This is a genomic window from Enterococcus sp. DIV1937 (genome assembly GCF_050535975.1).
GTDB classification, from domain to species: domain Bacteria; phylum Bacillota; class Bacilli; order Lactobacillales; family Enterococcaceae; genus Enterococcus; species Enterococcus faecalis.
The window spans coordinates 1,490,927-1,505,520 of the sequence record NZ_CP172909.1; the positions used below are offsets into that span (position 1 = coordinate 1,490,927).

Annotated in this window: 16 protein-coding genes; 4 read left to right on the forward strand and 12 right to left on the reverse strand. The window is 39.3% G+C overall.

Features of this window, described 5'->3' with window-relative positions; translation table 11 throughout:
* Positions 1-75: 75 nt before the first annotated feature.
* From secA to IGL13_RS07275, 6 genes are all read right to left on the reverse strand, one after another.
* Complete coding sequence (gene secA, locus IGL13_RS07250; protein WP_002381826.1) at positions 76-2,613, reverse strand: preprotein translocase subunit SecA; 2,538 nt, start codon at positions 2,611-2,613, stop codon at positions 76-78.
* A 255-nt stretch (positions 2,614-2,868) separates the two neighbouring features.
* Complete coding sequence (gene hpf / locus IGL13_RS07255; RefSeq protein WP_002357293.1) at positions 2,869-3,420, reverse strand: ribosome hibernation-promoting factor, HPF/YfiA family; 552 nt, start codon at positions 3,418-3,420, stop codon at positions 2,869-2,871.
* Between the two features lie 138 nt (positions 3,421-3,558).
* The gene (locus IGL13_RS07260; protein WP_002401377.1) at positions 3,559-4,245 is read right to left on the reverse strand and encodes a ComF family protein; all 687 of its coding nucleotides are present in this window, start codon (positions 4,243-4,245) and stop codon (positions 3,559-3,561) included.
* Positions 4,235-5,551 carry a DEAD/DEAH box helicase gene (locus tag IGL13_RS07265; protein WP_002401378.1) on the reverse strand — a complete coding sequence of 439 codons (1,317 nt, stop codon included), beginning with the start codon at positions 5,549-5,551 and terminating at the stop codon, positions 4,235-4,237. The genes IGL13_RS07260 and IGL13_RS07265 overlap by 11 nt, the downstream gene beginning before the upstream one ends.
* A gap of 99 nt (positions 5,552-5,650) precedes the next feature.
* Entirely contained in the window at positions 5,651-5,986 is a 336-nt protein-coding gene (locus IGL13_RS07270; RefSeq protein ID WP_002360150.1) for a PTS sugar transporter subunit IIB, read from the reverse strand.
* 120 nt (positions 5,987-6,106) lie between these two features.
* Entirely contained in the window at positions 6,107-6,394 is a 288-nt protein-coding gene (locus IGL13_RS07275) for a DUF7662 domain-containing protein (protein WP_002357286.1), read from the reverse strand.
* Between the two features lie 141 nt (positions 6,395-6,535).
* Here IGL13_RS07275 and IGL13_RS07280 point away from each other — a divergent pair, with 141 nt between their 5' ends.
* The 4 genes from IGL13_RS07280 (at position 6,536) to IGL13_RS07295 (ending at position 8,936) form a co-directional block, all read left to right on the forward strand.
* Positions 6,536-7,198, forward strand: a complete 663-nt coding sequence (locus tag IGL13_RS07280) for a YigZ family protein (RefSeq protein ID WP_002378396.1) — start codon at positions 6,536-6,538, stop codon at positions 7,196-7,198.
* Positions 7,188-7,421 carry a DUF2829 domain-containing protein gene (locus IGL13_RS07285; RefSeq protein ID WP_002357284.1) on the forward strand — a complete coding sequence of 78 codons (234 nt, stop codon included), beginning with the start codon at positions 7,188-7,190 and terminating at the stop codon, positions 7,419-7,421. Before IGL13_RS07280 ends, IGL13_RS07285 begins: the two co-directional genes overlap by 11 nt.
* A 62-nt stretch (positions 7,422-7,483) precedes the next feature.
* The gene (locus IGL13_RS07290) at positions 7,484-8,269 is read left to right on the forward strand and encodes a 3-oxoacyl-ACP reductase (RefSeq protein WP_002401380.1); all 786 of its coding nucleotides are present in this window, start codon (positions 7,484-7,486) and stop codon (positions 8,267-8,269) included.
* Positions 8,270-8,414: 145 nt separating this feature from the next.
* Positions 8,415-8,936 carry a QueT transporter family protein gene (locus IGL13_RS07295; protein ID WP_002385866.1) on the forward strand — a complete coding sequence of 174 codons (522 nt, stop codon included), beginning with the start codon at positions 8,415-8,417 and terminating at the stop codon, positions 8,934-8,936.
* A 39-nt stretch (positions 8,937-8,975) separates the two neighbouring features.
* Here IGL13_RS07295 and IGL13_RS07300 read toward each other — a convergent pair whose 3' ends face one another.
* The 6 genes from IGL13_RS07300 to purM form a co-directional block, all read right to left on the reverse strand.
* Positions 8,976-9,710: a TIM44-like domain-containing protein gene (locus IGL13_RS07300; protein WP_194180173.1), complete on the reverse strand. Its 735-nt coding sequence runs from the start codon at positions 9,708-9,710 to the stop codon at positions 8,976-8,978.
* Positions 9,711-9,730: 20 nt separating this feature from the next.
* Positions 9,731-10,060: a DUF1648 domain-containing protein gene (locus IGL13_RS07305; protein ID WP_002378399.1), complete on the reverse strand. Its 330-nt coding sequence runs from the start codon at positions 10,058-10,060 to the stop codon at positions 9,731-9,733.
* A 128-nt stretch (positions 10,061-10,188) separates the two neighbouring features.
* Positions 10,189-11,436 (reverse strand): phosphoribosylamine--glycine ligase, encoded by a 1,248-nt coding sequence (gene purD, locus IGL13_RS07310; protein WP_002378400.1) that lies wholly within the window; start codon positions 11,434-11,436, stop codon positions 10,189-10,191.
* 18 nt (positions 11,437-11,454) lie between these two features.
* Positions 11,455-13,041: a bifunctional phosphoribosylaminoimidazolecarboxamide formyltransferase/IMP cyclohydrolase gene (gene purH / locus IGL13_RS07315; RefSeq protein WP_409360314.1), complete on the reverse strand. Its 1,587-nt coding sequence runs from the start codon at positions 13,039-13,041 to the stop codon at positions 11,455-11,457.
* Entirely contained in the window at positions 12,993-13,565 is a 573-nt protein-coding gene (gene purN, locus IGL13_RS07320) for a phosphoribosylglycinamide formyltransferase (protein WP_002360141.1), read from the reverse strand. Before purN ends, purH begins: the two co-directional genes overlap by 49 nt.
* Positions 13,562-14,593 (reverse strand): phosphoribosylformylglycinamidine cyclo-ligase, encoded by a 1,032-nt coding sequence (gene purM / locus IGL13_RS07325; protein WP_002360140.1) that lies wholly within the window; start codon positions 14,591-14,593, stop codon positions 13,562-13,564. Before purM ends, purN begins: the two co-directional genes overlap by 4 nt.
* Position 14,594 lies beyond the last annotated feature (1 nt).

The window sequence follows — 14,594 nt, forward strand, 5'->3', positions numbered from 1 at the left end:
ATGATTCCTTCTTTCTCTTTATTGTAAAAAGAGCAAAGGCGGGACAAATTGCCCCACCCTGCGTTTTTTCTTTAATTAAGCGTTTCTTCCATGACAATTTTTGAATTTTTTGCCACTTCCGCATGGGCATAAATCATTACGGCCCACTTTTTTATCTACACGCACAGGTTGACGCTTCGCACTTGTGTTGCTTTGTGCAGCTGCATCTTGTTCTGTTTCTGGATGTTCCGCTTGTCCTTGAGCTACTTGCTCACGTTGGACATTTTGGCGAATTTCCGATTTCATGAATAAACGTGTTACTTCATATTCGATTGAACCCACCATATTGTTATACATAGAATAACCTTCTGTTTGATATTCTACTAATGGGTTGTTTTGACCGTACGCACGTAAGCCGACAGATTGGCGTAATTGATCCATTGCATCAATGTGATCTGTCCATTTAGTATCGACGACACGCAAGATGACAACTTTTTCAAATTCTAGCAGTTGTTCTTGACCATTCAATTGTTGAGATTTTTCTTCAAATACTTCTTGCGCACGTGCCACTAAGTAGTCTTTGATTTCTTCAGCTGATTTATTTTCTAAATCTTTTTTAGAAATCGTATCTTCATGGACAAGTGTTGAGGCTGCAAAATCGACAATCCCATCTAAATTCCATTCTTCTTTTTCTAATTGTGTATGGCTATCCACCACTCGGCCAATCGTCCGTTTTACCATGCCCATCAATACATCAGACAAGTCATTTTCTTCCATAATTACTTCTTGTCGTTGCGCATAAATAACTTCACGTTGCTCGCGCATCACGTCATCGTATTGTAAGACATTTTTACGTGTGTCATAGTTATTTCCTTCCACACGTTTTTGAGCAGACTCTACTTGGCGAGTAAACATTTTACTTTGAATAACTGCATCTTCTTCTTGCACATTCATTCGTTCTAAGAATGTTTTAATTCGTTCTGAACCAAAGCGTTTCATTAAGTCATCTTCTAAAGATAAATAAAATTGTGAAACCCCTGGATCCCCTTGACGTCCTGCACGTCCACGCAACTGATTATCAATACGACGTGACTCATGACGTTCTGTCCCGATAACTGCTAGACCACCTAGTTCAAGTACACCTAAACCAAGTTTAATATCCGTTCCACGACCAGCCATATTTGTTGCAATTGTAACTGCGCCTTTTTGACCGGCATTCATAATAATTTCGGCTTCTTTAAAGTGATTTTTCGCATTTAATACTTCATGAGGAATTTTAGCTGCGTTTAATTTATCAGAAAGTAATTCTGACGTTTCTACCGCAACAGTCCCCACCAACACTGGTTGCCCTTTGTGGTAACGTTCTTTAATATCTTCCACCACTGCATTAAATTTACTTTCTAAGGTTGGATAAAGTAAATCTGGACGATCGTCACGGATAATTGGACGATTGGTTGGGATTTGAATGACTTGAATATTGTAAATTTCACGGAATTCTTCTTCTTCTGTTTTAGCAGTACCAGTCATCCCGGCTAGTTTTTTGTACATCCGGAAGTAGTTTTGGAACGTAATCGTCGCCATTGTTTTTGTTTCATCTTCAATTTCGACGCCTTCTTTTGCTTCAATCGCTTGATGCAAGCCATCAGAATAACGACGACCATCCATGATACGACCAGTAAATTGGTCAACAATTAAGACTTTATTGTCTTGAACCACGTAATCAATGTCTAGTAACATGATATAGTTTGCCCGTAACGCTTGATCTAAATGGTGCGTTAATGCTGTATTTTCAATATCGTAAAGGTTATCCAATCCGAAAGTTTGTTCCGCTTTTTCAATACCTGCTTCTGTTAAACCAATTGTTTTAGACTGAATATCAATTTTGTAATCTTCGTCTTCTTTTAAGCGTTTGACAAAATTATCGGCACGCGTATAGAGTGCTGTCGATTTTTCAGCTTGTCCAGAAATAATTAATGGGGTTCTTGCTTCATCAATTAAGATTGAATCCACTTCATCGACAATTGCATAGTTTAATGGACGTTGAACCATTTGGCTGCGATAAACAACCATGTTATCACGCAAATAGTCAAATCCTAATTCGTTATTTGTACTATAAGTGATATCACAGTTATACGCTTCACGTTTTTCATCAGAAGATTTAGAGTTAATGTTTAAGCCAACGCTTAAGCCTAAGAAATTATATAATTCTCCCATTTCGTTAGAGTCACGGGTTGCTAAGTATTCATTAACTGTAACAACGTGTACTCCTTCGCCAGATAGTGCATTCAAGTATACAGGCATTGTGGCAGTCAAGGTTTTCCCTTCACCTGTTCTCATTTCAGGAATGTTCCCGTCATGAAGCACAATCCCACCCATTAATTGGACACGGTATGGGAATAAACCTAGTACTCGTTTAGCAGCTTCACGGACAACCGCAAACGCTTCTGGTAATAGTTCGTCTAAGGTTTCCCCTTTTTGATAACGGGCTTTAAATTCATCTGTTTTTTCACGTAATTGTTCATCGCTTAGTTGTTCCATTGCACTTGCATGTGCATCAATTTTATCGGCGATTTTTTCTAATCGTCTTAATTCTTTTTTATCGTTTTCGATCATTTTTTTCAAAAAATTTGCCATTGGTATCTGTGTTCCTTTCAATTACCTCTTTTTATTTTTGTATCCTTTTTGTACAAGAAGCACAATCTATCCGTTTTATTTTATCATTACTTGACGAGAAAGAAAACCATTTCTCTCTATTTTGCAGACATTTTCCTTTAAAAGAGGAACTTTTAAAGTTATTTTATGTATTTCTTTATTTTTTCTTTACTCCGTGCTTTAAAGATGTTTAAAGAGCTGAAATGCACGAAGGCATTTCAGCTCTTGTTTTAAGCTTTAGTCTGTTTCAATCAAGCCATATTTGCCATCTTTACGACGGTAAACAATGCTTGTTCCATTTGTTTCAGCATCTTCAAAAATGAAGAAGTTGTGTCCTAACATGTTCATTTGTAAAACAGCTTCTTCACTGTCCATCGGTTTTAATGATAGACGTTTTGTACGAACGATGTCTAATTCTGAAGGTGTTTCTTCTGTTTCTTCACCAACTAAGAAGACAGCGGCTTTTGTATTGTTACGTCCTGTTTCACGAGATTTTCTGTTGATTTTTGTTTTAAATTTACGAATTTGTCGTTCTAATTTATCGACAACCAAATCAATACTTGCGTATAAATCAGGTGACGTTTCTTCAGCTCGTAAAACTAGATAAGGAAGAGGAATAGTAACCTCGACTTTGGCTGTTTTTTCAGTGTACACTTTCAAATTCACGTGAACCGTTGCTTCAGGTGAATCGCTGAAATATCTTTCTAATTTACCGACTTTTTTCTCAACATAGTCTCGAATCGCTTCGGTTACCTCGATATTTTCTCCACGTACATTATATCTAAACATAACAATTACCCCTTTCATCTACCAGTAAAGAAAAGATTAAAGGACCACTCTTTAATTCCCTTCTTCTTAATTTCATTATATCGAATAATCTGGGTTTTGCCAACAAAATAGTCATCAAATTTATGAATTCTTTTCTTTTTATCGCGCGAGAGTAAACGTATTCAAACTTTTAGGATAACAGTCATTGATAACAGCAGCTGCGTGGAAAAGAGTTCGTCCAGTGGTATAGATGTCATCCACCAAAATAACAGAACATTTTTTTAATTTTTTTTGGTTTTCTTTTTGGATGGCAAATGGTTGTTGCAACTGCATCCTTTCCTTTCTAGTTTTCTTAGATTGCGGAACATTTTCCTCTTTTCTAATTAAAAAAGGGCTGTACGAAACATCAGCCGCTTCTAGTAAGCCAATTACTTGGTTGAAGCCTCGTTCTTGCATTCGTTTTTCGGATAAGGGCACCGGAATAATATAGTCCGCAGATTGTTGCTGAAAGTAAAAGTTGATTTCCTCGTTAAAACACATTCTTAAGCGATAGTCTCCTTGAAATTTATAGCGTTCCATCCACTCTTGCATTCCTTCATCATAATGAAACAACGCTGCATTATGAAAAGAATACTCTGGATAAAGCAGCTGCCACCTTTGACAATCAAAACAATAGCGCTCTTGGCTGACGCGACTACAGCCAAAACAAGTGCCTGTCATTGGCAGTTTCTGGAACTTTGCTTGGCAGTGCTGGCAAAGTGAAGGCCTCGCCCATTTTTTAAAACGTAAGAGCATTTTTAATGTTATCTCCAAACGAATGGGGCTTGCGCAATTTTTACAATCCATCTAACATCCCTCGTTTGCTAGCCAAGCGATTCATTTGCTTTATTTGCCGAATTGCCTCTTTCATGTCTCTTGTTTCCCCATCATGTAAAAATAAAACTTCGCCGTAATTGAATTCTTGTCTTCGATCGACTCGGCCCGCAATTTGGACAAGTGTTGAAGAAGTGAAGACTCGATGATTGGCACCATAAACAATAACTGAGACTGCATCAAAAGTCACACCACGTTCTAAAATGGTTGTAGTGATCAAAATATCCGTTTTCTGCTGACGCATTGCTTGAACTTTTTCTAGGCGAAGCTCATCACTACCATAAACGGCGACAACTTCTTTGTCGGAAAATCGCTCAGCTATTAATGCATGCAATTGGTGAATTAATGAAATGCTTGGGCAAAATAGTAAAACTGAATTACGCACCAATAAACGTTTCAAATGATGTGCAATGATTTTAATATTTTTGCTAGAAAGACGTTGCCACGACTGAACCCAAAATCGGCGTGGCACAGGTAATGGCCTACGATGATATCTTGCTGGCAAAATACTGGCTGCTAACTTCTTTTGCTGTAAAAGCTTCCGTAATTCTTTCGTAGGGGTTGCTGTTAAGTACACCAAACTACTTCTTTTTTTTCGTGCGTTACGCACTCCATAATAAAGATGCTCGTTATTAACAAAAGGAAAAGAGTCGACTTCATCAACGATAAGTAAATCAAACGCTTGATGGAATTTCAATAATTGATGGGTGGTGCAAATCACTAGTTTCGTATAACGATACGGTTCTTGACTGTTTCCATGAAGTAAAGCAATTGCTTCATGAGGAAAAACCGCTTGGATTCTGGGAAACAGTTCTAAGCAAACATCGACACGCGGCGAAGCCAGCGCAATCCGCCCCCCTTCTTGTAAGGTTTGGTGTAAAACAGCAAATAACATTTCTGTTTTGCCTGCACCTGTAACTGCCCACACTAAGCGATTCTCTCTTATTTTTGCTGTCTCACAAAGTTCAACCGAGATCGCTTGCTGTCCCTTTGTTAATTGTCCAGACCACTCAAAAAAGACAGTTCTTGGGCTATTGAGCCTTTCTGGTAAATGACAAAATTTTTGACAAGAAGTCACACGGCCTAATTGAATGCATGCATGACAGTAGTATACATTTGTCGCCAGTCTGTTTTCTTTTTTGGATACGACTTCCCCGCACCGCTGACATTGAATTGTTAGGGGTGAACGCTCTAGCATTGTTGGTAAATAAACCAGTTTTGTCTGTATTGAACGTTCTGTTTCTTCAATAATTATTTTACGTCCATGCAAATCTTCCATGTTAACCACCTCATTTATAAAATACGCATTTCTCTAGCTTTTTTACGAAAAAAAAAGACAAGTTGCTTTTTCGAAGATTCTCGAAAAAACAACTTGTTTTTACTCTTTTTTATCTGCTTGTGCTAACAAACCCAAGGCTTGTTCCAGCACTTTTTCCCCGTTCATTAAGCCGTAATCAGACATGCTAATGACATCTGTTGGGATACCTTTTGGTGATAGACGCTTTTCAAAATCACTCTTCATATAACGAACTTGTGGACCTAACAATAACACATCGACTGGATTATTTTCTAAATTTGTTTCTGCTTCCGATGCAGAAGCCGCAAATATATGGGCATCTAAGCCTTGATTAAATGCTGCTTTTTGCATTTTTGTAACAAGTAAACTAGTACTCATTCCTGCGGAGCAAACTAACATAATTGTTTTTTTTGACATTTTAACAGCCCCTTTTACCATTGCCTTTTTCAATTTTCAACATTATCTATTAAAAATATTATAGTGTAAAGTTAATTTTTGTCAATCATTCTTGTTTTTTAAAGCGGATACAATCTTGGTTTAAACGTACCATGCTGATTTCAGTAATTTATTAAATACCACATATTCTTTTTCCAAATTCACTTGAACTACTTGGTAACTCGCATTCAACCAACCATAAGCGCCCTTTTCTGGATGCTTATAATCGTTTGCCCACCAATCGACATCTGTCTTAGCAGTTTTTGGTAAACCAGAATGAGGGAATAACAATTCATCAAACTGGGTAAAGGTCAAGGTAACTTGGGAACCGCCATTCGTTTTCAAATAATGAGTAATTGTATCATATTTTTTCTGTCGTGTATGTACCATTTCCAGCGCCTCCCTTTTCTCTATCATACCTTATTATAACGTTTTTTTCCAAAAAATCTCACAAAAAAGATGAGAGAAAAAGTTGCTATTCAGTTGATTCTTTTTTATACTGACTTTATTACGAGAGAAAAGGATACCCATATGTTAGAAAGCTATATTACAGTCAAACAAGATGGTTTCAGCGAGATTGAAATCAAGAAATCGCGGTTTATCTGTTCTGTAAAGCGCGTAACATCAGAAGAAGAAGCAAAAGCCTTTATCGCCGCAATAAAAAAAGAACATTGGAAAGCCAATCATAATTGTAGTGCTTTTGTGATCGGCGAAAAAAATGACATTCAGAGGAGCAGCGATGACGGCGAACCTAGTGGCACTGCTGGTGTTCCAATGCTGGAAGTCTTAAAGAAAAAAGAGTTAATCAACGTAGTGGCTGTTGTCACTCGTTATTTTGGCGGAATAAAATTAGGCGCTGGTGGTTTAATCCGAGCATATAGTCATGCTCTTTCCCACACTTTAGATGAAATTGGTTTAGTCATTGGCAAATTACAACAAGAACTATTGATTACGATCACCTATCCTTTATTAGGAAAAGCCCAAGCCTTTTTAGAACATAGTCCCTACACGCTTAAAGAAACTATTTACACAGAGTCTATTCAGTTAATTTGTTTAGTAGATGAACAAGCAACAGAAACATTTATAGCTGAAATGACGGATCTACTTAACGGTCAGTTGACAATTGAAAAAGGCGCAACGAGCTATCACGAACTACCATTTAACGAAAAAGGAGCACAAGCAAATGACATTTGAAGAAGTATTGCCACAGATTAAAGCAGGAAAAAAAGCCGTACGTAAAGGCTGGAGCGGTTTTGAACTTTTTATTGAATTACGTGATGAAATTGGCACCTCCGAAGGTGAATTTTTACAAGTTACCCCGTATTTTTTAATCAAAACTTCTGATGAAGGCTACAGCATGTTTTCACCAACACCTTGTGATGTCTTAGCAGAAGATTGGGTGATTGTTGAAGCATAACTACACACATAAGGTCTGGCAGATTACGGCGATTGCTCGTTCTTCCAGACCTTAATTTTTAAATGTTTAAAGGAGTTTTTCTTATGCCAAAAGAATTTGAAACAAAACGGGTGCTTGTAACCGGTGCAGCTTCAGGGATTGGCCAAGCACAAGCAATTGCCTTTGCTGAGCAAGGTGCTGAAGTTATTGGCATCGACCTAGACGAAACGGGGTTAAAGCAGACAGCCGCACTGGTTGACCCAGATTCTGCTAAGTCGTTTACTTATTTTGTCGGTGATGTGTCTTCTCCCTCATTTGTGCAAGCCACGATGAAACAAATTGTGAAAAACAACGGCCAAATTGATATTTTATTAAATACGGCAGGTATTTTAGATGATTATCGCCCTTCTCTAGAAACTTCAGAAGCTTTATGGGATCAAATTTTAGCAACCAATTTAAAAAGTGTCTTTTTAGTGACCAATGCCATATTACCTTATTTCCTCCAACAAAAAAAAGGAGTAATCGTTAATATGGCATCTATCGCTGGCTTAGTAGCTGGGGGCGGCGGCGCAGCGTACACTGCCTCCAAACACGCAATCATCGGGTATACAAAACAACTTTCCTACGATTATGCCAAATTAGGCATTCGAGCAAATGCGATTGCGCCAGGTGCCATCCAAACACCCATGAACGCAGCTGATTTTGCAGGAGAAAGTGAAATGGCTGCTTGGGTAGCACGTGAAACACCCGCGGGCCGTTGGGCACAGCCACAAGAGGTAGCAAAACTTTCATTATTTCTAGCTAGTGATGACGCTGATTATATCCATGGCACAGTTATGACCATTGATGGTGGTTGGACCATGAAATAAAAAGACTTTACAGAGTGTCTGTTCTTCAGTAACATGTAACACAGTGAGGCAACTCACACCATAACACTTCAGTTGGCTTTACTGCCCTTCCTTTGGTTATGGTTATCACTAAAACACGTCGTTGTTTTATAAAGGAGAATCTTAAATGAATCATTCATCAAATCCACAAACCAGTACGTGGTCAGCTACGGCGTTGGCTAAAATGGCGCTGGTTACCGCTTTGTATGTCGTTGTCACTGTACTTCTCGCTCCGCTTAGTTTTGGTCCGATACAGCTTCGTCTTGCCGAATTATTTAATTATTTAGGCGTTTTTAACAAGCGATATATCTGGTCCATTACGTTAGGGGTTGCGATTGCCAACACCGCTTCGCCTCTTGGTATCATCGATATAGTCATCGGTAGTGCTGGAACGTGCGCAGTCTTATGGATTGCCTATTTTGCGACAAAAAATCAGCAAAATTTATTGATTAAACTAATGCTGACGGCCATTCTTTTTGCTTTGTCCATGTTCACTGTCGCCGGACCCTTAACGTTCTTTTATCAGTTACCTTTTTGGTACACATGGTTGACCGTTGGACTTGGTGAACTTCTTTCAATGACCGTCGGCGGTATCCTGATTTACGTATTAAATAAAAAAATACAGCTTGTAAAACGCATCGAAGAATAAAAAAGCGCTTGGGATTTAAACCCCAAGCGCTTTTTAGCACTATCCTTTAGGTTGAATGAAGTCTGCTTGCCATTTTCCAAGAGATGGATTGTAATCAAAATACCAAAGTTGTGAAAAATATTGTTTTTGATGCTTGTATCCCGATAAAACACGACCGCTTTGAGTATCTTCCTCGTAGTCAATACAAGAAAAATGAAGCATCAGTGAAAAACTCGTTTCACTAATATGATGATAATTCGAAGCTGGCGCTACTTTCACTTTTTTCACATGATTTCTGATGCCCACTTGTTGATTTGCTTGTAATACTGCAAGATGTTTTTGATAAAGTTTTTCTGTATAGTTATCTTTGACCACAGACAAGTTTTCTTGATCCCACGCTTGTTGTATTTCTAAAAACGTTTGTTGTATTTCTTTTAAGAGTGCCTTTTTTTCTTTTGATGTTCCAGGTAATGCTGCCCACATTTCTTGAAAAGCTCCTTCATCGACTGGTTGATTTCTACGGCGTCTTTGCCAAATCATCGTGCCCCCAAAAAGAACAAAAAACACTGTTGAAATTAAGCCTTCCAGTGGCGTTGTGTTGCTGGTCCCGGTCTCGTTATGATGAACATAACTTCTTGATCCATCACCGCTTGGCGAAAAATCATTCGAGGGATTACCCCCGCTAGGACTTTCTACACGTCCACCGCCATAGCCACCAGCTACAGCCGCCGCTTGATTAGGCCATAAACAAAAGGCCATGGCACAGCCCACAAAAACCAAAATTAACTTTCTCATTTTCTCACCTTTCGACCCTTTCAAACCAACAAATGAATAAATAGACGCAGAATACTAAACAAAGCGCCAAGATTAACAATGATTAAGAACACCTTCAGCCATCCACCATATGGTTGTACCGATTGATAACTTCGTTGATAAATACTCAAGGCAAATAGGACCGTTGGCCACATAAATATACTATATCTTGGGCCAAACGAATTACCCTCGTCCCAAAAATTCACATAAATGGGCACATGAGCTGGTAAATCAGGATAGACCACCGCACTTAATAATAGTAAACTGACTGCTAAAATACTTGTAACAATAAACAACCGCTGACTAACTTTTTCAATCTGCTTCTCTCTCATTAATTTAGCTTTCTCCTCTAGTTTAATGATGGATATACTTTCAGTTTATGCCTCCCTATCTGAATTTGCAATAAAAAAAAGACAAGGAAACATTCGATTAAATGTCCTTGCCTCTGTTTTTGAAAATCCTAAATCAAGCCTTTCACACCTATATCTTTTCGGTAGTACATTCCAGGAAATGAGTAATTATCCAATGTTTGATAAACTTTTTTGCGGGCTTCTTCAAGAGTCGAAGCAGTTGCTTCTGCTAAAAAGATTCGTCCGCCAGCCGAAACCAGAGCCTGTTCTGAACGAGTTACCCCTGCATAATAGATGGTTTCACCAGACATTTCGGGCAATGGTAGATTTGTCTTGTATTGATTAGGATAGCCTTCTGCTGCTACAACAACACCAACACTCGCTAACTCATTCCATGCAATCGTTGGTTGCTCTTTCACCAGCAATGAAGAAATTATTTCTGAAAGGGGACTCTCTAAACGGGCCAACACAACTTGTGTTTCTGGATCCCCAAATCGAGCATTAAATTCAATAACCTTGGGGCCAGTTGCTGTTTGGATTAAACCAGCATATAAAATCCCTTGAAACGGACGTTTTTCAGCCACCATTCCTTTAGCAGTCGGTTTCAGGACTTGGCTAATAGCTTGCTGAACCGCTTCTTCTGGAATCTGAGGCACTGGTGTGTAAGCCCCCATCCCCCCTGTATTCGGACCAGCATCCCCATCGAAAATCCGCTTATGATCTTGAGCAATCACCATCGGATATACCTTCTCATTAGAAACAAAAGCCATTAAGGAAAATTCTTCTCCTTGCAAAAATTCTTCGATTACAACCGTTTGACCGCTTGCTCCAAATTGTTGGTCCTCCATCATCGCAACTAGCGCCCGTTTTGCGGCTGTTTTTGTTTCGGCAACTACTACTCCTTTTCCAGCTGCCAAACCATCTGCCTTAATAACAATTGGTACTCCTTGCTGTTCAATATATTCTAAGGCAGGTGCCAAACGTCGAAAGACCCGATATTCTGCCGTTGGAATCTGGTATTTTTGCATAAAATCTTTCGCAAAACTTTTTGAACCTTCAATTATTGCAGCTGCTTTTGTCGGGCCAAAAATCAGTAATCCCGCTGCTTGAAAGGCATCTACAATCCCTTCAATTAATGGCGTTTCCGGTCCGACGAATGTCCAATCAATCTGATTATCCTTCGCAAATTGAATTAGTTCCGTTTGCTGCTCTTCACTGATAGGTACAGTCCGAATATTATCACCACTCATACCAGGATTACCTGGTGCACAATAAACAGTCTTGACTTTGTCTTCTCGCTGTAATTTTTTGGCGATTGCATGTTCACGACCACCACGCCCAATCACTAATATATTCATCGGTTTCTCCTTTAAAAATTAATGTTTGAAATGACGAGTCCCAGTAAAAATCATCGCAATACCATAATGATTCGCTAGATCAATTGATGCTTGATCTTTAATGCTCCCGCCTGGCTGAATAATTGCTTGAATGCCATGTTGTGCAGCATATTCCACGCTATCTGCCATGGGGAAAAAGGCATCACTTGCTAAGACGGCCCCTTGTAATTTTCCAGCTGCTTGGGCTTGATCAACTGCAATTTTTACTGAACCAATTCGATTCATTTGACCAGCGCCAATCCCCACCGTTTGGCTTTCATTGGCTAAAACAATAGCATTTGATTTTACATGCTTGACTGCTTTCCAAGCAAAGTTCAATGCGTCTCTTTCAGCTGGTGTGGGTTGGCGCTCTGTAACAACTTGCCATGCTTGGTCATTTTCAACAACTGTATCCTGTTCTTGAATTAATAACCCGCCCATAACAGAAACTAATTCCACCGCTTTTTTTTCTTGAGCATGAAAATCTAACGTTAACAAACGAAGATTCTTTTTCTGAGATAACAGTGCCAAAGCTTCTTCCTCAAAACTAGGCGCAATAATTATCTCTAAAAAGATTTGATGCATTTCAGCCGCAGTCGCTTGGTCCACTGGACGATTCAAAACAACAATGCCACCAAAAATTGAAACTGGATCTGCTTCAAATGCCTGACGATAGGATGCCAAAATCGTTTTTCCTGTTCCAATTCCACATGGGTTCATATGTTTAACAGCGACGACCGTAGGTTCTGTAAACTCGCTAGCAATCCGGAGTGCTGCATCAGCATCTCGAATATTGTTATATGACAGTTCTTTGCCATGAAGTTGTCGAGCGGAAGCAATGGATAATGATACAGGTACAACGGATTGATAAAAGGTGGCTTGTTGATGGCTATTTTCGCCATAACGCAATGTTTGCTTACGTTCATAAGTAAGCGTCTGTTTCTCTGGTTCAGTTTCACCCACTTGCGTCGTTAAATAGTCAGCGATAAGCGCGTCATAAGCAGCGGTATGACGAAAGACTTTTGCTGCTAATCTTTTTCTAGTGGCTAACTGGCTAGTTCCAGTGCTGCTAATTTCACTTAATACCTGTTCATAATCACTAGGATCAACCACTGCTGTTACGTCTTGATAATTTTTTGCCGCTGAACGTAACATGCTAGGACCGCCAATATCAATCATTTCAATCGCTTCTGCTTCAGAGATCGCTGGTTTTAAAATTGTTTCTTTAAATGGATAAAGATTCACTACTACAAGGTCAATAAATTGAATGCCTTGTTCAGTCAGTGCTTTTTGATGCGCTTGGTTTCCCCTTTTTGCCAAAAGTCCGCCATGGATATTCGGATGTAACGTTTTGACACGGCCATCTAACATTTCTGGAAAGCCAGTGATGTCGTCAATAGCAAGTGTCGGTACCCCCGCTTCTTCTAAGACACTCCTTGTACCCCCAGTGGAGATAATTTCAAAACCATTTGCAACTAAGCCTGCTGCAAATGTTGTCACTCCTGTTTTGTCTGAAACGCTAATCAATGCTCTTTTGGTCATTTCATTGTCTCCTTTACAATTTGTGAAATTATTTTTGGGTACCATTCGTGCTCAAGAGCATGAATTTTCTCTGCTAATGTGTCCAATGTATCTTCAGTATCAATCTTGGTGGTTGTTTGGAAAATAATCGGTCCTGTATCAACCCCAGAGTCAACATAATGGATAGTGATTCCTGTTATTTTCACTCCATAATGAAATGCCTCTTCAATTCCGTGAAGACCTGGAAAACTAGGTAACAGAGAAGGATGAATATTGACGATTCTCTTTGGATAAGCCTCCAGTAAAGTCTTGCCGATAATTCTCAAATAACCAGCTAACACGATTAAATCGATCTGATGCTCTTTTAAATGTTTCAATACTTGTTCTTCATACTGCCCACGAGATGGAAAATCAGATGGTGAAAAGCAAACAACGGGAATCTTGCGTTTTTGGGCACGGGTCAATACATAGGCTTCAGGCTGGTCACAAAAGACTAAGCTCAACTGCCCTGCAATTTTTTTCTGGGAAAAAGCTGCAGCAATCGCCTCAAAATTGCTACCATTGCCAGATGCAAAAACAGCTATCTTCATAAGGCTTCCTTAAAAATAACGGCTTTCGTTTTCCTAGGTACCAAACGACCAATTTCAAAAGCTTCTGGCAAAAGCTCCTGAACTTTTTCAACATGCTCTGGACTCACCGCTAAAATCATCCCTAAGCCCATATTGAAAATTTCATACATTTCTTCAGGTGGAATTTCACCGTATTTTTGAATCAATTTAAAAATTGGTAGCACTGGCCAACTATTTAATTGAATCTCTGCAGCTAATGCGGAAGAAAACATTCTTGGTAGATTTTCTAAAAACCCGCCGCCAGTAATATGCGCAGCCCCATGCACGAGTCCTGCTTTTAACAATGGCAATAATTCCTTGACGTAAATTTTTGTTGGTGTTAATAATTCTTCCCCTAACGTTTTGGGTGCCAATTCTGGAAGCTTGTCCGTTGTTTTAAACGAATGTTTCTTAAAAAAAACATTTCTTACTAAAGAGTAACCATTAGAATGAAGACCACTTGAAGGAAGACCAATCAAGAAATCGCCTTCTTTTACGTTACTTGGAGTCAAGAGTTGACTTTTCTCAGCAATACCCACGGCAAAACCAGCCACGTCATAAGCATCTGCTTCATACATATCAGGCATTTCAGCTGTTTCGCCCCCAATTAAGGCTGCATTCGCCTCACAACAGCCAGCCGCAACACCCGCAACAATTGCTTCAACTTTAGCTGGATTAACGGTCCCTAACGCTAAATAATCTAAAAAATATAACGGTTCGGCGCCTTGTGCGACGACATCATTGACACACATTGCTACACAATCAATTCCGATTGTCTCGTGTTTCTGTTCTTCAATTGCCAAGAGTAACTTTGTGCCTACGCCATCCGTTCCTGATACCAAAACTGGTTCTTTAAGCTTGTAACTACTTAAATCAAAACAACCACCAAAACCACCAAGCATGCCCAACGTTCCCGTCCGTTGTGTCTTTTGGCTATGCTTTTGAATTCGTTCCACTACTTCGTATCCTGCCTCAACATTTACGCCAGCTTTTGAATAGGCATTTTCCATG